This is a genomic window from Mycobacterium sp., from assembly GCF_965229105.1.
Lineage (GTDB): Bacteria > Actinomycetota > Actinomycetes > Mycobacteriales > Mycobacteriaceae > Mycobacterium.
This window is the reverse complement of record NZ_OZ245858.1, coordinates 301,983-320,629: the sequence shown is the minus strand read 5'-3', so window position 1 is coordinate 320,629 and position 18,647 is coordinate 301,983. Positions and strand designations below refer to the sequence as shown.

The window sequence follows — 18,647 nt, the reverse complement described above, 5'->3', positions numbered from 1 at the left end:
TCAGAGCTCGAAGATCTGGCCGTCGCGGGCGATGGTGACCTTGCCGGAGTAGTTCTTACCGATGGCGTCGAGCCATTTGGAGTCGGGCAGGTCGGTGGGTGAATAGTGGCTCAAGACAAGGTGTCCGACGTTGGCCGCCGCGGCGACCTCTCCGACTTGCTCTGCGGACGTGTGCGAGTTCACCAGGTAGTTCGGCGGAAATCTGTTGCCGTAGTAGGCGTCGTCCAGGCTGAACTGCGCCTCGTGTACCAGGATGTCCGTGTCACGCGCCAGGGTGATCACATTGTCGGATTTAGTGGTGTCGCCGGAAAAGGTAACGGATACAGCGGATTTCTTCAGGTCGAACCGGAAGCCGAAGGCGGGGTACACGTCGTAGTGAGAAACCAACGTCGCTGTGACTGTGACGTTGTCATCGGACATCACCGGGAATGGCTCCATCAGCGGCGACCGGTTCAGATAATCCGATCCCGGTGGCACCGCGATTTCGTGGACCTCGGACAGGGTCTGGATGTCGTCGGTGCCCATATCGCGGATGAAGATGTTGTTCGTGTAGGCAAACGCCTGTTGCAGGGCCGTGGTCGTGGCCGCGAGTCCAGGTGATGGGCTGTCCGGGTCGATCGTGGCGGGGTTCGGGTTGCCGACGCGGCTCGGCGGCAGTCCGCCGGCCGGGCCCGGACCGTAAACGGTCACCGGGGCTTTGCCTTTGGACGCCGTGTAGCCGCCGGAGAGGAAAAAGCTGAAGTAATCGACGATGTGATCGGTGTGCAGGTGGGTGATGAACATGCTCTTGAGGCCGTCGAAGGTCAGTCCTGCATTGGTGAAGGCATTCAGAGAGCCCAGGCCGCAGTCGATCTGGTAGATATCGTTGCCAATCTTCAGCGCCGACGAGATGCCGGTCCTGTTGGGCACCGGCGGAGGGCCGGCCTGGATCCCGAGGGTGATCAGCCCGGTATCGGGCAACGTTGGCATGGTGTCGGCTGACGATTTCGGAGCACCGGCGGCGCTGAGTACGGCTCCACCGGCCAGAGCCGTCATCGAAGCCGCCAGCATGGTCCGGCGCGACAGCGCATTGCCCTGAGTGCAATCGCAGCCGCTCGCGTCCTGCATGCCGGTGAGCATAGGGCACTTATGGTTGCTGGCGGGTCCGATCGTCGGTCAACCTGGACAACAGTCCAGGGCGGCGATTGCGCCCCAGAGGATTTCGGCGAGGCCCGCTACACCCCATCAAGGCGATCGATCTGAGCACGGTAGATACCGCTGAGGCTGGCAGCGAGTGTGTCGTCGAAGGACCCACCTACCGGCCCCGGGGTGTACTGGGCGTCAACCAGGACACCGCGGTGATATCCCGCGATCATCGCGATATCCCAGCTGGTGGTTTTCCCGCCGGTGACGGACTGGCAGTGCATCAAGGTAGCGATCGAATCCGTGGGCACGTCAACGATATTCAGTGGCTCCATCTCGATGCGGGACTGTGTCGCTCCGCCATCGAAGGTGAATGACCGGCACTGCAGCATCAGCGCTTCCAGATCCTGTGGGGCATCGGTAATCGCGAGCTCGACACCGATCGCGGTGCCCCGGGCAGAGCGCATCGCGAGCCCCTTCTGCGAGGCCTCGGCCTGCGAGAGAAAGAGTCCGCAGTCTGGCGGTGACACCGGCGGCGGCACTCCCCGTGGCACAGCAACCATCCGACCCCACGTCGTACCGGCAATAGGGGGCACGGCACTTTCCTCGATCAGCATCGACTCGGTCAGGACGGACAGGTCAGGTCCGGTCGTGCGCACTACCTGCGGGACTCGCCCGACGATGATCAGTCCGCCTGCCAGCACCGCCGTCAGACATCCTGCGGTGGTCAGCGCCAGTCGGGTCCGCATTCTCATGTGAGCATCGACCTCCGATTCTCGCTGAAGCGACCGCAGATTGGCCATGACGAATTCGTGACGGGCCTATGCGGAGGACACCTGGTAATGGCTGAGATACCAGTCGCCCTCAACCCGGGTCAGCACGATGGTGAGGAAGACGCTCAACGTCGGCCGGTCGATGAACGAAAAATCGACGCCGAGATAGCCGATGACGACATTGTCGGCCGGCTGCCTGGCTTCCAGGATCTGGTAGTCGGCCGCCAACCCGAGTGGTTGCGCGTCGTAGTACTTCGCGACGCCGGCCCGTCCGACGCTGTAGGGCCGCAGCCCCTGAAAGACCGCGTCCTCGGTGAACAGGGCGGCGACGCGCTGAGGATCGTGCGCGCCTACCGCGGATTTCCATTCGTCGAGGACGGGGCGCAGGACCGCATCCGGAGTGATCACGATCAGTGCCCCGCGCTCTGGCCGCCGTCGACGTGCAAGATCTCACCGGTGACGAACGCGGCGTTCTCCAGGAAGAGCACGGCATCGACGACCTCGTCGATGGTCCCGAGACGGCCCAGCGGGTGCATGGCAGCCAACGCCTCGTGCGTTGACGGCTCATGCATCGGGGTGTCGATGATGCCGAGCGCGACACTGTTGACCCGAATACCGCGCCCGGCGTATTCGATCGCCAGGGCCTTGGTGGCGGCGTTGATGCCGCCCTTGGTCAGCGATGCGAGCGCGGACGGCACCTGTGAGTTGGCGCTATCGACCAGGCTGGTCGACACGTTGAGCACATGACCGCCCCCGCCGCCGGCCAGCATCGCCGCGATCGCACTGCGCGTCACCTCGAAGAAGCCGCGAACGTTCACACCGGTGACGGCCTCGTAGTCGGCGTCGGTGTATTCGGTGAACGGCTTCGGAATGAAGATGCCCGCGTTGTTGATGACGGTGTCGACCTGGCCGAACCGGTCCAGTGCGGCCGCGACGATGCCGGCCCCGACCCCGGGCTCCCCGATATCGCCGGCAATGGTGAGCACCTCCGGGTCATCGGAGGCCTCGATCGAGCGCGAGTTCGCGACGACCGCGTACCCCAATGTGCGGTAGGCGGTGACGAGTGCGGCGCCGATACCCTGCGATGCGCCGGTGATGATGACGACTTTCTGTATCTGTTTCATGGCCGGTGTAACTGCCGACGACGACGGGGTAAGCCCGCCCGGCAGGACCAACTTCCTCGCTATTGATAGTCACAGGCTCTCACCGCACTACCATCGGCCGATGGAGCTACGGCAGCTGCGCTACTTCGTGGCCGTCGCAGAAGAGCTGCACTTCGGTCGCGCCGCCAAACGATTGCATATCGCAGGCCCGTCGCTGTCCCAACAGATCAAGGCCCTCGAAGACGATTTGAAGGTCCGGTTGTTCGACCGCGACCGTCGCTCGGTGGTCCTGACCGCCACCGGTGCAGCCTTGTTACCGGAGGCGCGGTCTTTGATCGAGCAGGCGGACTCGCTGCGCCGCCGCGCCGCCGGCCATGCCGAACCGGTCCGGGTGGGTTACGTCAGCTGGCGCCCCGCCGACCTGGTGGAAAAGACGGCGGGAATCGCAAAGGTGCTCGTTGACGCGTGGGTGATGCCGTCACACGCCCAGGCCGTCCGGGTCGCCGAAGGCGGTATCGATCTGGCAATCTGCTGCGTGCAGACGACCGACCTGACCGAGCACGACCTGGAGGCCCGACTGCTCGGAGCCGACCGTCTCTTCTCGGTGAGTGTCGGGCCCGATACCGCCCCCGTCCGCGCGAGTGACACCATCGCCCCGATCGACGCCGATATCGCAAGCTGGTCGTCCTGGAACCGTTACGCCGAACAGTTCGCCGGCGCCACGGGCGCCGCCACCGTGCACCTCGATGACGGCGGCAGCACGGGACCGGCGTTCTTCGAGCATGTGCGCCGGCTACGACGCCCCCTGCTCAACAACCCGAAGGGCCAGAACACAGCACTGCCGCAGGGACTGATCCAGCGTCCGGTGATCGGCCCCGCGCCGTTCTGGACCTGGTCGCTGGTATCGCGCCGCGGCGAGGACCGGCCTGCTGTCCGGGCTGTCATCGAGGCGCTGACGGCGGGGGAGCGCGCTCTACCTCCGCGGTTGGGCCTCGACGACGCCGATGCGTGGCTGCCCGCAGGCGATCCGCACCATTGGGCACTCCCCGACGACCGCGGTGATTAGGTTAGCCTGCACTGCATGGGGACTGTCCACGGCCGTGTTACCGGCATCGCCGACATCGGGACCCGTATGCGGCGCATCGTCTTCGAGGTGTCAGGCCTTGCTGAGCTGAAGCTACCTGGCGCCGGTGACGAGGCCGTCGGCATCTACTTCGGCACCGAAGAGGACGACGGTCGGAACTACACCGTGCGCAGTCGTGGACCTGGCGATGATGAGATCACCTGCGACTTCGTGCTGCATCAGCGTGGCATCGCCAGCGATTGGGCCCGACGCGCGCGCACCGGTGACCGGGTAATTCTCGACCATGCCCGCAGCTGGTATCGGCCTGAGCCGGCCAGCGACTGGCAGTTGCTGATCGCGGACCTCTCGGGGCTGCCCGCCCTCGCCCGAATCATGGAGGACATTCCCACAGGCACCGATGCGACGGTGATCGTCGAGGTCGCCGATGAGGCGGATCTCGACTACCTCCCGACCGGCCGGGACTTGACCGTGCTCACCACGGTGGGGACCGGAAATGGTTATGCACCAAGCAGACTGGTCGAGTTGGTGCGCGCCCACACCCATCCGGCCGGCCGCGGATACTGCTGGTTCGCCGGCGAGGCGGTCGCCACCCGCGAGGTCAGAAAGCACCTCCGCAGCGAGCGCCGTTGGGTACCCGACCAGTACGACATCGTCGGGTACTGGCGCTTCGACTCCGAAACCTGGGACCGCAGATACGAGGCCGTCAGCGACGAAATGGAGGCGGTGTACGAGCGGGCACTGGCCGACGGTAAGGGCGACAAGCTGGCCGCGGAGGAATACGATGCCGCGCTCGAAAGTGTCGGGCTCTAGGCAGTGGATACCGCAACCGCTATCGGCGGTGAGACCGAACTCGCCTCAGCTGCAGCCATTTCGGGCCGAGGGAGGCGCTTCTTCGGCCTGTTGGCTGTCGCCGCCGCACTACTGCTGGTCTGTGTGCTGAGCTTGGCGATCGGCACCGAGACCATCGGACTACCCACGGTATGGCGGGCCGTCACCGATTATGCCGACGTGGGTGATCAGTGGATCGTGCACGATCTGCGGATCCCGCGCACCGTCTTGGGGATCGTGGTCGGGATCGCGTTGGGACTCAGTGGCGCCCTCATCCAGGGCATCACCCGAAACCCGTTGGCCGACAGCCAGATTCTCGGCATCAACTCCGGCGCCGGACTATTCGTCGTCGCGGCCATCTCGTTTCTGGGACTGCGATCGCTATGGTCCTACATCTGGTTCGCGTTCCTCGGTGCCCTGGTCGCAATGGTGCTGGTGTACCTGATCGGCATGACGGGTCGGGCGGTCGTCACCCCGGTGCGCATGCTGCTCGCCGGGGTCGCGATCGGAGCGGTGATGGAGGGCATCTCGTTCTCGATCCGGCTGCGCAACCCAAGGGCCTTCGACTCGATGCGGTATTGGGACGCTGGTGCGCTCGACGGTAAACCACTCGCGGTGGTGGCGGTGGTCGCCCCCTTCATCGCGATCGGTGCACTGGGGTGTCTCTACGCGGCCAGAGGTCTGAACGCGATTGCGCTCGGAGATGATCTGGCCGTGGCGATGGGGGGTAACGTCGCCCGCACGCGGATGGTCGGACTCATCGCCGTCACAGTGCTCGCAGGAGCCGCCACCGCCGCGGCGGGCCCGATCGGTTTCGTCGGCCTGATGATTCCACACGCGGTGCGTTGGTTCACCGGGCCCGACTGGCGCTGGATCTGCGCCTACAGCGTATTCGCCGCTCCCGCATTGCTACTCGCAGCCGATACCCTGGGCCGCGTCATCGTGCGACCGGGTGAGATGCCCGCAGGCATCGTCACCGCCTTCATCGGTGCCCCGGTCCTGATCTGGCTGGTGCGGCGCCGGAACGCGGCCGCGCTGTGAGCCCATTGCGGGGCTCGGGGCCGGAGATCGATTTCGGCCACCGGCAGCTGATCGTCCGTCGCGAACCGGCGGTGGCGCTGCGCGCCTCGTGGCGCAGCATCGCGACGGTGTCGGCCCTTGGCGCGCTGGCTCTGGTGCTGGCCGTGATCGCGCTCGGCGTCGGGCAGTACCCGATATCGCCCGCACAGGTGCTCAACATTCTCACCGGCCGGGATGACAGTTTCGCCAGCGTACTCGTCTTGCAGTGGCGGATGCCGCGAATCACGTTGGCACTGTTGATCGGTGCTGCGTTGGGAGTGTCGGGCGCAATCTTCCAGGCCTTGACCCGCAACCCACTCGGCAGCCCCGATGTGATCGGGTTTGATTTCGGCGCATACACCGGCGCACTGATCGCGATCGCCGCGTTCGGCGGTGGTTATTACCTGATCGCGGGCAGTGCGGTGATCGGCGGTCTGGTCACGGCGGTCGTGGTGTACCTGCTGTCCTACAAAAACGGCCTTGCGGGGTTTCGGCTGATCATCGTCGGCATCGCGGTTAGCGCTGTGCTGAGTTCGGTCAGTCAGTGGATCATCCTGAAAATCAAACTGCATCAAGCAGTTACCGCGGCCATCTGGCAGCAGGGATCGCTCAACGGACTCGAATGGGCCCAGGTATACCCGGTGCTCGGCGGCCTTGTCATCGCCCTTGCGCTGCTGATGGTCGTCGGCCCGCAGCTACCCATCCTGGAGATGGGCGATGACGCCGCCGGGGCACTCGGGGTCCGTCCCGAGCGAGCGCGGTTGGCGTACTTCGGAATCGGGGTGCTGCTGATCGCGGTCGCGGCCGCGACGGCCGGTCCCATCTCCTTCGTTGCGCTGGCCGCGCCGCAGCTGGCGCGGCGCCTGACCGGCGCGCCTGGCGTCGGGCTGTTCTCCGCCGCCGCGATGGGGGCGTTCCTGTTGCTGGCCAGCGATGTGATTGCGCTGAAGATCTTCGCCCCGACCGAGCTGCCGGTCGGCGCGGTCACCGTGACCTTGGGAGGGCTCTACCTCGTGTACCTACTTATCGTCCAGGCCCGGCGGGCGTGATGGCTCTGCCAGGAGCAACGCCGGACCAGGTTCGGCTGGGCGCACGCGATCTCTCGCTCGGCTACGGCGCGACCCCGATCGTCGACGGACTGACCGTGGATATCGTGGCAGGGGCCGTGACCGCCATTGTCGGGCCGAATGCCTGTGGCAAATCGACACTTCTGCGCGGCCTGGCCCGGCTACTGAGCCCGGTGGGTGGGCAGGTGATTCTCGACGGCACCGATATCGCCCGACTACGGACCAAGGACGTGGCCCAGCGGTTGGGCCTGCTGCCACAGTCGTCGATCGCACCAGAGGGGATCACCGTCGCCGACCTGGTGTCACGCGGCCGCTTCCCGCATCAGAAGCTGCTGCGGCAGTTTTCGCGCGCCGATCAACAAGCGGTCGCCGAGGCGATGGAGTCGACCGGGGTCACCGCGCTTGCGGGACGAGCCGTGGACGAGCTCTCCGGTGGTCAACGTCAACGAGTCTGGGTCGCCATGGTGCTCGCCCAGCAGACACCGCTGATTCTGCTCGACGAACCGACGACATTCCTCGACATCGCGCATCAGATCGAACTGCTCGATCTGTTCGCCGAACTCAATATCGAGCAGGGCCGCACCATCGTCGCGGTGCTCCACGACCTCAACCACGCCTGCCGGTTCGCCGATGAGATCATCGCGATGAAGGCGGGATCGATTGTGGCCAAGGGTGATCCGTCGGTGATCATCACCGCGGACCTTGTCGAAGAGGTCTACGGTCTGCGCTGCCAGATCATCGACGACCCGGAGACTGGAACCCCGCTGGTGATACCGCGGGCTTCCAGCCGCCTTCTCGCCCGCAAACGGGCCTAGGAATTGGACAGGTCGTCGACCGGCTTGCCCTGCAGCGCGTTACCAAGCTGCGGCACCAGGAGGTCCAGCGCATAAAGCATCGCTTCGGGACCGCCGAACGCGATAGCGCCGCTGAGGGTGGATTCCGAACCTGCGTAGAGCGTGCGGCCCTCACGAACGACATTGAGTCGCTGGAACGCCGGCACGTCGGCCATCTGTTCCTTGGTGAGTCCGTTGACGAACAACACGTTGCCGTCGAGCAGGGAGAGCTTCTCCTCTGAGACGTCGCCGACGGTGTCCTTGGTGTCAAGACCGAGGCCGTCGAAGATCGCGTTTCTGGGGTCGCCCTTGCCGATCAGGTAGTGGGCGTTGGCCTCGGAGGTGAAATCCGAGATCAGGGTCTTACCGGCGAACTCGGGGTGGGCAGCCTTGGCCTCGTCGAACTTGGCGTTGACCTGATCGACCAGCTTCTGCGCCTGCTCCTCGCGGCCTAACGCCTTCCCAGTGGTGAGAAGCTGGACGTTCCAAGGAGTTTCCTCATCTGGATAGTCAGCCGACTGAACGACGGTGGGGGCGATCTGTGAGAGCCGGTCATAGGTCTTCTGGTCGATGGTTTCGTTGATCGCCAAGATCAGATCGGGCTTGGCCGCGGCGATACCCTCGAAATTGATGGTGTCTCCGTCGATCGCGGGGACCCCCTTGCCATCGGTTTCGGTCTTGACCCAGGGGAAGTCGTTGTAGTTTTCGAAGTAGCCTCCGCGGGTACCGACCGGCACCACCCCGAGCGGCAGCACGAAATCCTGGTCGATCCAGCCCGCGGTGACCACCCGTTGCGGGTTGGCCGGAACCTTGGTCTCGCCGAACTTGTGCTTGATGATCACCTCTTCGCCCTGTGCGGCAGTACTACTGCCTGTCGCGCTCGAGGAGGAGTCGGTCTTGGTGGCTTCGCCACAACCGGCGAGTGCCGATATGCCGATTGCAAAAATTGCCACGTACGTACTGCTTCGTCGCAGAGAGACACCCAATTTAGTCAGCCACATTAGGTTAGGATAACCTACGAATATCTTGCGGGGATCTGCCGGGGGGCAATCACGTTGGCAACTACTGGACGACCTGGAGGGCTCTGATGCTCCGAACGATGCTGGGCGGCAAGGTGCATCGCGCCACCGTCACCCAGGCCGATCTGCACTACGTCGGATCGATCACCATCGACCACGATCTGATGCGTGCCGCTGACATTCTTGAAGGTGAACAGGTCGATGTCGTCGACATCACCAACGGCGCACGCCTGACCACCTATGCGATCACCGGCGAAGCCGGCTCGGGAATCATCGGAATCAATGGGGCTGCAGCACATTTGGTGAATCCGGGTGATCTGGTCATCATCATGTCATTCCGCAGCCTGGACGCCCGTGAACTCGCCGGCCATACGCCCAGGGTGGTGCATGTCGACGAGCGAAACCGCATCGTCGCGCTCGGCGCGGATCCCGCTTTGCCGGTACCGGGCGCGATCGACCAGTGGGCGAGTCGGTGATGGCATCGATGACGAACGGCAACGGTCGAGCGGGCACCCGTGACCAAGGCATTCTCGGCGTGATCGGAGTGGGCTTCGGCCCGTCCAATCTGGGCCTGGCCATCGCGATAGAGGAACACAACGAGTCGAGTCCGCACGATCGGGCCATCTCGGCCGAATTCCTGGAAACCAAACCGGAATTCGGCTGGCATACCGACATGTTGATCCCAGGAACAACCATGCAGATCTCGTTCTTGAAAGATCTGGCAAGTCAGCGCAATGTGCGCAGCAGGTACACCTTCCTGAACTATCTCACCGAGCGTGGCCGTCTCAGCGAATTCATCAACCACCAGACATTCTTTCCGAGCAGGTTGGAATTCCACGACTATCTGGAATGGGCTGCCGAGCGGGTGGACGCGACCGTGCACTACGGAACACGGGCAGTGGCCGTCCGTGACGAGGGTGACTGTCTGGCCATCGATGTCGAGGGAGCGACGGCCAGGACCTTGCGTGCACGCGCCGTCGTCCTCGCGGGCGGGTTGCAACCCCAACTTCCCGGCGGAGTGGTCGCGACCGCTCGCCAGTTTCACAACCACGGGTTGCTGACGAAGATCTCGGAACTGCCCTCTATCACCCACCGCCGGTTCGTGGTGGTCGGCGCGGGGCAAAGCGCCGCCGAAGTCACCGACTACCTGCACAGCACGTATCCCAATGCCGAGGTGCACGGTGTGTTCGCCAAGTACGGATACAGCCCGGCTGATGACAGTCCTTATGCCAACCGGGTTTTCGACCCTGCGGCCGTGGACGACTTCTACACCGCCGAACCCAACGTCCGGCAGCGGCTGATCGACTACCACCGTGCGACCAACTACTCCTGTGTCGACCTGCCGTTGATCGAAACGCTCTACGCCCGTGAATACGCCGAGCGGGTGGCGGGCCAGCGCAGACTGTTCTTCCACGGTGCCTCCGGCGTACTGTCGGCCATTGAAGACGATGCCGGCGTGCGGGTGAGGATCGAGCACCATCCGACCAAAGCGGTCCAGACACTCGACTGCGATGCGGTGGTGTACGCCACTGGATTCTCGACGATGTCATTGCCCGCCATCCTTGGTGATCTCTGCGATCCCACCGTCTACGCCGCCGATGGTCCCGCAGTGGAACGGGACTACCGCCTGCGGACCTCGCGGGAGATTCCCGGCGCGATCTACCTGCAGGGCGGCACCGAGCACACTCATGGGCTCAGCTCGTCCCTGATCTCCAATATCGCTGTGCGCTGCGGGGAGATTGTCGAATCAATCTCCCGTGAAGCGGAATTGGGCGCCAGGACCCGTGACATGGTCCGAGATGGCACCTACGGCTGATCGGTCAGGTATCCGCCACCTCGGCCGAAGAATTCGAGCGCGGGGAGCTCGGTCCCGTCATCGAGGCGAACGTGCTCGATGACGAGGCCGGGCGCGTCACCACGATGGGAATGCGGACCCGCGACGATCACCATGCCGGCGCCCTCGGCGATGAACACCCGCCCCGGTGTACCGCCGTAACGGCACCGGGACACCGACGCCCGCAGCACGCGGACTCGCTGGCCTCGGTAGTAGGTGACGGCATTCGGATACGGATCTGACAGCGCGCGCACGAATCGCTCCAAATCCGTTGCAGACCAGCGCCAGTCGATGATGCTGTCCCGTGCGGACCGCTTGTGGAAGAAGGTGCGCTCGTCAAGATCCTGGGCGGTCCAGGTGGCGGTGCCCGCTTCGATGAGGTCGAGCGACTCCAGCAGCACCTCGGGGATGAGTTCGATGGTGGCACGCACCAGGCTGGTGCCGGTGTCCTCACGTCCAATCGGAATGGCCCGCTGCAGAACGATATCGCCGGTATCGAGCTCGTCGTCCATCCGATGCGCGGTCAGCCCGACCTCAGTCGCACCACTGATCATCGCCCAGATCACCGGCGAGAAGCCGGTGAACTTGGGCAACAAGGAATCATGCAAATTCAAAGTGCCGTGCGGCGGCAGGTCGAACAGTTCCCTGGGCAGCCAGGTGCGCCAGTTGTTGGCCACGATGATGTCCGGTTCAGCCTGGCGCACCCGCGCAATCAGGTCCGCGTCCGGGCGCTGTGCCAGGTGCACGGGGATGTCGTGGATGCGCGCGAGCTCTTCCACCGAATCCGCCCAAATCGACTCGTAAGGCTGGTCGCTCGGTGGATGGGTAACCGCCAGTACGACATCGTGATTCGACTTGATAAGCGCTTCCAGGGTCTTGTGCCCCCAGGTCTGGTACCCGAACGTCGCTACCCGCATGTCCCACCTTCTGTATGTGCCCGACTTTGGCAAGCCTAACCTTTGGTAGGGTGACGGGGTTCATGCGGGGCGTGCCGGGGAGGCGCGCCACGGCCCGGACCGAGGTCCATGCCGATATTCATCCATTGCCGAGGAGAGAACATGTCGGGCAACCCTTTTGATGACGAGACGGCCACCTTTTACGTCCTCGTCAATGACGAGGAACAGCACTCGCTATGGCCGACCTTCAAGCAGGTCCCCGGTGGATGGACCATTGTGTTCGGTGACGACGGACTTACCAGCCGACAGGCGTGCCTGGACTACGTCGAACAGAGTTGGACCGATATGCGTCCAAAAAGCCTGCGGCTGAGGATGGCTGCGGCCAATAGTGGCGCAGGGGACGACGTCTCATCATAGTTTCCAGCGGCACAGTTTCAGGCGACGGAGTCACCAGCGGCCCGGCGATCCTGCGGCGAACCGTCACCCGCAACGCCCGCCTGTTGACAGTCGGGTCGCTGCTGATCTGCGGTCATCAACTGTGTGAGGCGGCGGTTCCGATTCTGATCGGTCTGGTCATCGGCCGAGCTGTCGAGACCGGTGATATCGGACAGCTGGTGCTGTGGGTGGCGGCGCTGGCCGCACTGTTCCTGTTGTTGACCACCTGCTATCAGAGTGGCGCCCGGTTCCTCATGCGGGCCATCGCCACCGAGGGTCACCAGTTGCGGGTCGATCTGGCGGTGAAGATCCTGCACCCGTGGCGACTGCGCACCCGATTGCGCAGCGGTGAACTGCTGTCCATCGCCAGTACCGACGCGGATAACACGTCGTATCTGTTGGACTATGTGCCGCGGATCGCCGGCGCGGTGACGGCGATCGTGGTGTGCGCGGGTGTGCTCTTGGCCATCGACATACCGCTGGGTCTGGTGGTGCTGATCGGCACGCCGGTGATCCTGTTCCTACTCCAATTCGGCGGGCCGGTGATCACCCGGCGCGTGGCCGACCAACAGGAACTCGCCGGGCAGGCGACGGCCATGTCCGCGGATCTCGTTGCCGGCCTTCGGCCGTTGCGCGGCATCGGCGCCCAGGAAGCAGCCACCGCCCGCTACCGGGCTGTCAGCCAGGAAGCGTTGGCCGCTACTATGCGTGCCACTCGTTCGCAGAGCATTTTCATCGGATTCTCGAACGCGATGAGTGCACTGCTGGCCGTCGGGGTGGCGGTGACCGCCGGTTGGTTCGCCCTGCGCGGGGAGATCTCCATCGGCGAGCTGATCACCGTGATCGGGCTGGCCCAGTTTCTGCTCGAACCGTTCAACACCATGGCGGAAGTCCCCAGCTGGATCGCCGAAGCCCGCGCCTCGGCCGAGCGGGTGGGCTGGGTCGAGGACGCCCCCGTTGCGCTATCGCCTGGCACCGTCGCGCTGCCCGCCGGACCGCACGGCCTGCACCTCGACGATGTCCGGTACGGCTCGCTGGCAGGCACCACGATGTCGGTCGCCGCCGGCGAATTGGTCGGCGTGGTCGCTACTCGCTCGGCCGATGCCGACGCCCTGGTTACGGTGTTGTCGGGACAGTTGACCCCCGTTGAATATGACGGCCGGGTGCTGGTCGGCGGTGTGCGACTAGAGGATCTCGACCTGACCGAATCGCATCGCACGCTACTGGTCGAGCCGCATAAGACGGACCTGTTCACCGGCTCACTGCGCTCCAACCTGACAATGGGTACGGGTAAGGGCGTCGATCCCGCCGATGCCGCAGCGATCGATGCCGCCCTGCGCTCGTCATGCGCCATCGATGTCATCGACGTGCACCACGACGGGCTGGACCACGACGTCACCGAGCGTGGCGCGAGCCTGTCCGGCGGCCAACGTCAGCGGCTGACCCTCGCTCGGGCGCTGCTACGTCGTGCGCCGGTGCTGGTGCTGCACGAGCCCACCACCGCTGTCGATGCAGTCACCGAAAGTGCGGTGGCGCAGGGCATCACCGAGTTGCGGCACAGCCGCGGGGAGCAGAGCTTCACGACGTTGGTGGTGACCTGCAGTCCAGCGCTGCTGGCCGCCACCCACCGCGTGGTGCTCCTCGATGACGGCAAGGTGGTGGCGTCGGGCTCCCACGAAGAGCTGATGGCACGCCAGGACTACCAGGCGGCGGTGCTGCGATGAGCATTCTGCCGGTCGCCACCGGTCGCGAAACCTGGCTGTGGTTGCGCCGCGAATTAGGTTCCCGCTCCGGCTCGGTCACAGGGGTGGTGATCGCCGGGCTGATCGCCGCCGCGACGGCGGTCATCCCGGTGTACGTCCTCGGCGTGCTCGTCGACCGCATCATCGACCGGTCACCGGTCTCGGTGATCATCGCGATAGGCATCATCGTCACCTGCGCCGCCGTGGTCGGCGGTCTGGCCGGCGGTGTATCGAACTACCTGATCGGCCGCCTCGGCGCTGTCGCGCTGGCCGATCTCCGCGAGGCAGGTGTTGAGCGCGCGCTGTCGCTGCCGACGACGACGGTGGAGCGAGTTGGCCGCGGCGACATCCTGTCTCGGGTCAGCACCGACGTGGCGACCATCGCCAAGGCAGTCTCGGACGTGATCCCGACGATGTTCGCTTCGGTGCTGCTTGGCCTCCTGTCGTTGATCGCCATGCTGGGCCTCGACTGGCGGCTCGGGCTTGCGGGTGCCGCCGCCGTCCCGTTCTACCTGCTTGCGCTGCGCTGGTATCTGCCGCGATCTGCGCCGCGCTATGCCGAAGAGCGAGCGGCCATCGGGGAGCGATCCCAGGTGCTGATGGAAAGCATGATCGGCTCGGCCACGGTGCATGCCTACGACATCCACGACGAGCATCAGAAGGCCATCGAGGTCGCATCGGCCCGCGTCCGAGATATTTCGGTCGGCGTCTTCAGGCTGTTCACCCGGTTCGTCGGTCGCATCAACCGCGCCGAATTCATCGGTCTGTCAGTCATTATCGTGACCGGCTTCTGGCTGGTGAAGACCGGAGCTGTCTCGGTTGGCCAGACCACTGCGGCGGCCTTGCTGTTCCATCGGCTGTTCAGTCCGATCAGCGGTCTGCTGTTCACGTTCGACGAAGCGCAGGATGCGGGCGCCAGCTTGGCGCGGCTGGTGGGATTGGTGAACTACACCGGCGACGGCGGCGCACAGGTCACCCACCCGGGCCGTGAGCCGCGGGACGCCGCACTCGATCTGGAGGACCTCGACTTCAGTTACGACGGTGAGCATTCCGTGGTGCGCGGCGTCACCATTCGGGTTGCGCCCGGCCAGCGCGTCGCCCTGGTCGGATCGACAGGAGCGGGTAAATCGACGGTGGCGGGCATCGCCGCGGGTGCGCTGACCCCGCAACAAGGCAGTGCCAGTATCGGTGGGGTGCCGCTGTCGGAGATGTCGGAAGAGCAGCGCCGCAGTCATATCGCGATCGTCAGCCAGGAGGTCCACGTCTTCGCCGGTCCGCTGATCGATGACCTGCGGTTGGCGCGTCCGGATGCCAGCGCCGACGACGTGCGGGCCGCGCTGGCCGTCGTGGGCGCCGATGACTGGGTGACCGCGCTCCCCGACGGACTCGACACGGTCGTCGGTGAAGGTGGTCATCGGCTGACTTCGGCTCAGGCACAAGAACTTGCCTTGGCCCGGTTGATGCTGGCCGATCCGACGGTGGCCATCCTCGACGAGGCCACCGCCGAAGCGGGCAGCCAGGGTGCTCGCGAGTTGGAGCGCGCGGCGGCCGCGGTAACCGCCGGTCGTACGACGCTGGTGATCGCGCACCGCCTCACGCAGGCGGCAACGGCGGATCGGGTCGTGGTGATGGCGCACGGCCGCGTCGTCGAAGACGGCACACATGACCAGTTGGTGGCGGCAGACGGGCGATATGGCCAGCTGTGGCGGGCCTGGGCGGCACAACATTCCAATGCGGAGCGATCAGGGACATGACGATAACCGAACTCGATGACGGCCTCACTCCCGGTGACCGCCTGAACCTCTTGCGGCAGTGGAACAATCAGAGCTGGCCGACAACCACGACGACGGTCCCCGAGGCTTTTGCCCGGCAGGCCCAGTTGACGCCCGACGCACTGGCGGTGGTCGCAGGCGACACCCGACTGACCTACCGTGAATTGGCCTCCCGCGCCTATCAATTGGCCCACCATCTGCAGGGCGACGGCGTCACACACGAACAGATGATCGCCATCGCTCTGCCCCGCTCGGCGGACATGGTGGTGGCAGTGATGGCCATCCTGGCGGCCGGCGGTGCGTTTGTGCCGGTCGATCCGCAGTGGCCGGCACAACGCAGGCAGCAGGTTCTCGCCGAGACCAGGGCGACGGCCATCATCGTCGCGCCCGGCGGAGCGGCACCCGCCGATCCGAACCCGATCGAACTCGATCTGCAGAACTGGGGTTTTGGGGAACAGTCGGTGTCCGCACCGCCGACCGATATCGACGCAACCCAGTTGGCCTACGTCATCTTCACCTCGGGCTCGACCGGTAAACCCAAGGGTGCGATGATTCGCCATGAAGCCATCTGCGAACGGCTGAACTGGCAGGTGGAGGAGATTCTCGGCTTCGGCCCTGGTGACGCCTCGCTGTTCAAAGCACCGCTGTCCTTTGATATTTCGATCAACGAGATTCTGCTACCACTGGTATGCGGCGGATACGTGGTGGTTGCCGAACCCGGTGGTGAGCGTGACCCGCAGTACCTCCTCGACCTGATCGCCACGCAGAAGGTCACGTTTGTCTACCTGGTGTCGTCCATGCTCGACGTGCTTCTTGACCTCGCCTCCGAAAACGGCACAGCGACCAGTCCATTGGCGGGGCTCAAACATGTCTGGTGCGGTGGTGAGGTCCTGACACCGGCGCTGTTCGACCGATTCCGGACCCAGCTGAGCACCACGCTCTATCACGGCTACGGCCCCGCCGAGGCCACCATCGGTGTTTCGCACGTCATCTACCGCGATAGCGCGGAGCGCATCGAGACATCGATAGGCCGACCCAACCCGCATACCCAGCTCTACGTACTCGACGACGATCTGCGGCCCGCGCCGGTGGGCACCGGCGGCGAGTTGTATGCCGCCGGATTCCTGTTGGGCCGCGGCTACATTCATGCCCCAGGACTCACCGGCGCACGCTTCGTCGCCAATCCCTTCGACGACGACGGATCGCGGATGTACCGCACCGGCGATCTCGCCCGCTGGACGGCCGACGGGGTACTGGAATTCCTCGGCCGGGCCGATAACCAGGTCAAAATCCGTGGCATGCGGGTAGAACTGGAAGAAATCGAGGTCACGCTGGCGGCCCATCCGTTGGTCCGCCATGCGGCAGTGGTCCTACGCCAGACCCCCTCCGGCGGAGCACAATTGACCGGATACGTGATATCCAATACCGACGCCGATCCCGATGAATTGCGCACCTGGTGTGCCGCGAGACTGCCCGAACACATGGTCCCTAGCGCCATACTGGTGCTCAGTGAGTTTCCGGTCACCGCCAACGGCAAGGTGGACAGGCGCGCGCTACCCGCACCACCGGTCGAAGCCCAGGCCGAGGTACAGGCGCCGACCGATCCACTGGTGCAGTCGATCTGCGAGATCTTCGCTGACCTGCTCGGGGTGGTGAATATCGGTACCGATACTGACTTCTTCGCCAACGGTGGCGACAGCATCGTCGCGATGGGCCTGATCAGCCGAGCCCGCAAGCTCGGGCTGCAATTGCGCCCGCGCGATATCTTCTCGCTGCGCACGCCTGCGGCATTGGCCACCGCGGTGACCGAAGTTTCTGCCCCCCAATCAGATCCGATCAACCCGACCGGCGAGGTGGCTGCCACGCCGATCCTGGCGTGGCTGGCCGAGGTGGGTAACGGTCTGGACGGGTTCTATCAATCGGTCATCCTGCGAACACCGGCCGAGCTGACGATGCCGGCGCTGACCACGATGATCGATGCGCTGCTGGATTGCCATGACGTCCTGCGGGCGCGCTTGAGTGAGTCGGACCCAGGAGGTCTGATGGTGCTCCCCAGCGGGTCGGTCACCGCCGCCGCCGTGCTGACCCGGGTCGAGGCCGTCGGGGATATCGATCTACGCAGCGCCGAGGAACAAGCCAGGGCGGTAACCCGGCTCGATCCGAGTGTGGGACGGATGTTCGAGGCAGTCTGGCTCGACGCCGGAGCGGACCAGCCGGGACGTCTGGTGCTGATGGTCCACCACATCGTCATCGACGGCGTGTCCTTGAGGCTGCTTGCCGATGATCTTTCGGGTGCCTGGGCGGAGCTGGAGGCAGGCGCGGCGATTTCGCTGGCCAAGGCCGACACCCCCTTTCGGGAGTGGTCGACGCAGTTGCACTCGGCGGTGGACCGCGGCGAGTTCGCCACCGACGAAGAGCACTGGTTGTGCGTCGCAGATGAGGCCGGCGCCGATCCGTTGATCGGCAGCAGGCCGCTCGATCCGGCCCTCGATGTGGTGGCGACGGAGGCGAACCTGGTGGTGCGACTCGACGAAGATGTCACCGCACGGCTGCTGGGTCCGGTACCTGCCGCGATCCGCGGCGGTGTGAACGACGCACTGGTGACGGCACTGGCGCTGGCGTTGGCCACCTGGCGCGGCGATACCACCTCTGGCGTGCTCCTTGAGCTGGAGGGACATGGCCGCGAAGCGCAGTACCTCGGCGCCGACGGCGAGCACCTCGACCTCACCCGGACCCTCGGGTGGTTCACCACCTTGTTCCCGGTATCCGTCGACCCAGGCACCGCAGACCTGGGTGCCGCAGACCTGGGTGCGGCAGTGAAAGCCGTCAAGGAACAGTTGCGCGCTGTACCCCGCAACGGGCTGAGTTACGGTGCACTGCGCTACCTTTCCGACCGGTCCAGACCGGATCTGGCGGTCAGCCCGCAGGTGTTGTTCAACTACCTCGGCCGGTTTGCCGCCGCGGGCGACGGGTCGTGGTCGCTGACCGGAGCCGGCGTGGCTGAGGACCGGGATCCGCGGATGCCTCTACAGCGGGCCATCGAAGTCAATTCTGTCGCTGTTGAAACCGGCACGGGGACA

Annotated in this window: 17 protein-coding genes (1 of these 17 only partly in view); 11 read left to right on the top strand and 6 right to left on the bottom strand. The window is 65.0% G+C overall.

Annotation, left to right across the window (positions count from 1 at the left end; genetic code table 11):
* The 4 genes from ADBZ9O_RS01455 to ADBZ9O_RS01440 form a co-directional block, all read right to left on the bottom strand.
* A complete protein-coding gene (locus ADBZ9O_RS01455; protein WP_526527708.1) occupies window positions 1-1,119 on the bottom strand; it encodes an MBL fold metallo-hydrolase in 1,119 nt (372 codons plus the stop codon).
* Window positions 1,120-1,214: 95 nt separating this feature from the next.
* A complete protein-coding gene (locus ADBZ9O_RS01450) occupies window positions 1,215-1,877 on the bottom strand; it encodes a hypothetical protein (RefSeq protein WP_526527707.1) in 663 nt (220 codons plus the stop codon).
* 66 nt (window positions 1,878-1,943) lie between these two features.
* Complete coding sequence (locus ADBZ9O_RS01445) at window positions 1,944-2,303, bottom strand: nuclear transport factor 2 family protein (protein ID WP_526527706.1); 360 nt, start codon at window positions 2,301-2,303, stop codon at window positions 1,944-1,946.
* Between the two features lie 2 nt (window positions 2,304-2,305).
* Entirely contained in the window at window positions 2,306-3,019 is a 714-nt protein-coding gene (locus tag ADBZ9O_RS01440; RefSeq protein WP_526527705.1) for an SDR family NAD(P)-dependent oxidoreductase, read from the bottom strand.
* A 100-nt stretch (window positions 3,020-3,119) separates the two neighbouring features.
* Between ADBZ9O_RS01440 and ADBZ9O_RS01435 the strand changes: the two genes are divergently transcribed.
* The 5 genes from ADBZ9O_RS01435 (at window position 3,120) to ADBZ9O_RS01415 (ending at window position 7,851) form a co-directional block, all read left to right on the top strand.
* Window positions 3,120-4,064, top strand: a complete 945-nt coding sequence (locus ADBZ9O_RS01435; RefSeq protein ID WP_526527704.1) for a LysR family transcriptional regulator — start codon at window positions 3,120-3,122, stop codon at window positions 4,062-4,064.
* A gap of 15 nt (window positions 4,065-4,079) precedes the next feature.
* A complete protein-coding gene (locus ADBZ9O_RS01430; RefSeq protein WP_526527703.1) occupies window positions 4,080-4,892 on the top strand; it encodes a siderophore-interacting protein in 813 nt (270 codons plus the stop codon).
* Between the two features lie 87 nt (window positions 4,893-4,979).
* Complete coding sequence (locus ADBZ9O_RS01425; protein WP_526533774.1) at window positions 4,980-5,951, top strand: FecCD family ABC transporter permease; 972 nt, start codon at window positions 4,980-4,982, stop codon at window positions 5,949-5,951.
* The gene (locus ADBZ9O_RS01420) at window positions 5,948-7,018 is read left to right on the top strand and encodes a FecCD family ABC transporter permease (RefSeq protein WP_526527702.1); all 1,071 of its coding nucleotides are present in this window, start codon (window positions 5,948-5,950) and stop codon (window positions 7,016-7,018) included. The genes ADBZ9O_RS01425 and ADBZ9O_RS01420 overlap by 4 nt, the downstream gene beginning before the upstream one ends.
* Window positions 7,018-7,851: an ABC transporter ATP-binding protein gene (locus tag ADBZ9O_RS01415; RefSeq protein WP_526527701.1), complete on the top strand. Its 834-nt coding sequence runs from the start codon at window positions 7,018-7,020 to the stop codon at window positions 7,849-7,851. The genes ADBZ9O_RS01420 and ADBZ9O_RS01415 overlap by 1 nt, the downstream gene beginning before the upstream one ends.
* On the opposite strand, the gene ADBZ9O_RS01410 is transcribed toward ADBZ9O_RS01415, so the two are convergent.
* Window positions 7,848-8,822 (bottom strand): ABC transporter substrate-binding protein, encoded by a 975-nt coding sequence (locus ADBZ9O_RS01410; RefSeq protein ID WP_526527700.1) that lies wholly within the window; start codon window positions 8,820-8,822, stop codon window positions 7,848-7,850. The genes ADBZ9O_RS01415 and ADBZ9O_RS01410 overlap by 4 nt on opposite strands.
* Window positions 8,823-8,956: 134 nt before the next feature.
* Here ADBZ9O_RS01410 and panD point away from each other — a divergent pair, with 134 nt between their 5' ends.
* Together panD and ADBZ9O_RS01400 are read left to right on the top strand one after the other, a co-directional pair.
* Entirely contained in the window at window positions 8,957-9,364 is a 408-nt protein-coding gene (panD, locus tag ADBZ9O_RS01405; RefSeq protein ID WP_526527699.1) for an aspartate 1-decarboxylase, read from the top strand.
* Complete coding sequence (locus ADBZ9O_RS01400; RefSeq protein ID WP_526527698.1) at window positions 9,364-10,704, top strand: lysine N(6)-hydroxylase/L-ornithine N(5)-oxygenase family protein; 1,341 nt, start codon at window positions 9,364-9,366, stop codon at window positions 10,702-10,704. The genes panD and ADBZ9O_RS01400 overlap by 1 nt, the downstream gene beginning before the upstream one ends.
* Here ADBZ9O_RS01400 and ADBZ9O_RS01395 read toward each other — a convergent pair.
* Window positions 10,695-11,639, bottom strand: coding sequence for a methionyl-tRNA formyltransferase (locus ADBZ9O_RS01395; protein WP_526527697.1), 945 nt, complete (start codon window positions 11,637-11,639; stop codon window positions 10,695-10,697). The genes ADBZ9O_RS01400 and ADBZ9O_RS01395 overlap by 10 nt on opposite strands.
* Before the next feature lie 141 nt (window positions 11,640-11,780).
* Here ADBZ9O_RS01395 and ADBZ9O_RS01390 point away from each other — a divergent pair, with 141 nt between their 5' ends.
* The 4 genes from ADBZ9O_RS01390 to ADBZ9O_RS01375 form a co-directional block, all read left to right on the top strand.
* Window positions 11,781-12,035 carry an MbtH family protein gene (locus ADBZ9O_RS01390; RefSeq protein WP_526527696.1) on the top strand — a complete coding sequence of 85 codons (255 nt, stop codon included), beginning with the start codon at window positions 11,781-11,783 and terminating at the stop codon, window positions 12,033-12,035.
* A gap of 80 nt (window positions 12,036-12,115) precedes the next feature.
* The gene (locus ADBZ9O_RS01385; protein WP_526533772.1) at window positions 12,116-13,777 is read left to right on the top strand and encodes an ABC transporter ATP-binding protein; all 1,662 of its coding nucleotides are present in this window, start codon (window positions 12,116-12,118) and stop codon (window positions 13,775-13,777) included.
* The gene (locus ADBZ9O_RS01380) at window positions 13,774-15,549 is read left to right on the top strand and encodes an ABC transporter ATP-binding protein (RefSeq protein ID WP_526527695.1); all 1,776 of its coding nucleotides are present in this window, start codon (window positions 13,774-13,776) and stop codon (window positions 15,547-15,549) included. The genes ADBZ9O_RS01385 and ADBZ9O_RS01380 overlap by 4 nt, the downstream gene beginning before the upstream one ends.
* Window positions 15,498-18,647 carry the beginning of a non-ribosomal peptide synthase/polyketide synthase gene (locus ADBZ9O_RS01375; protein ID WP_526527694.1) on the top strand. It continues 19,608 nt past the right edge of the window, so the window shows 3,150 of its 22,758 coding nt (coding positions 1-3,150); it begins with the start codon at window positions 15,498-15,500; its stop codon lies beyond the right edge, outside the window. Before ADBZ9O_RS01380 ends, ADBZ9O_RS01375 begins: the two co-directional genes overlap by 52 nt.

Bases quoted from the DNA above. Each gene is read 5' to 3' on its own strand.
- ADBZ9O_RS01455 (WP_526527708.1), bottom strand. From the start codon at position 1,119: ATGCTCACCGGCATGCAGGACGCGAGCGGCTGCGATTGCACTCAGGGC.
- ADBZ9O_RS01450 (WP_526527707.1), bottom strand. From the start codon at position 1,877: ATGAGAATGCGGACCCGACTGGCGCTGACCACCGCAGGATGTCTGACG.
- ADBZ9O_RS01440 (WP_526527705.1), bottom strand. From the start codon at position 3,019: ATGAAACAGATACAGAAAGTCGTCATCATCACCGGCGCATCGCAGGGT.
- ADBZ9O_RS01435 (WP_526527704.1), top strand. From the start codon at position 3,120: ATGGAGCTACGGCAGCTGCGCTACTTCGTGGCCGTCGCAGAAGAGCTG.
- ADBZ9O_RS01430 (WP_526527703.1), top strand. From the start codon at position 4,080: ATGGGGACTGTCCACGGCCGTGTTACCGGCATCGCCGACATCGGGACC.
- ADBZ9O_RS01415 (WP_526527701.1), top strand. From the start codon at position 7,018: ATGGCTCTGCCAGGAGCAACGCCGGACCAGGTTCGGCTGGGCGCACGC.
- panD (WP_526527699.1), top strand. From the start codon at position 8,957: ATGCTCCGAACGATGCTGGGCGGCAAGGTGCATCGCGCCACCGTCACC.
- ADBZ9O_RS01400 (WP_526527698.1), top strand. From the start codon at position 9,364: ATGGCATCGATGACGAACGGCAACGGTCGAGCGGGCACCCGTGACCAA.
- ADBZ9O_RS01395 (WP_526527697.1), bottom strand. From the start codon at position 11,639: ATGCGGGTAGCGACGTTCGGGTACCAGACCTGGGGGCACAAGACCCTG.
- ADBZ9O_RS01390 (WP_526527696.1), top strand. From the start codon at position 11,781: ATGTCGGGCAACCCTTTTGATGACGAGACGGCCACCTTTTACGTCCTC.
- ADBZ9O_RS01380 (WP_526527695.1), top strand. From the start codon at position 13,774: ATGAGCATTCTGCCGGTCGCCACCGGTCGCGAAACCTGGCTGTGGTTG.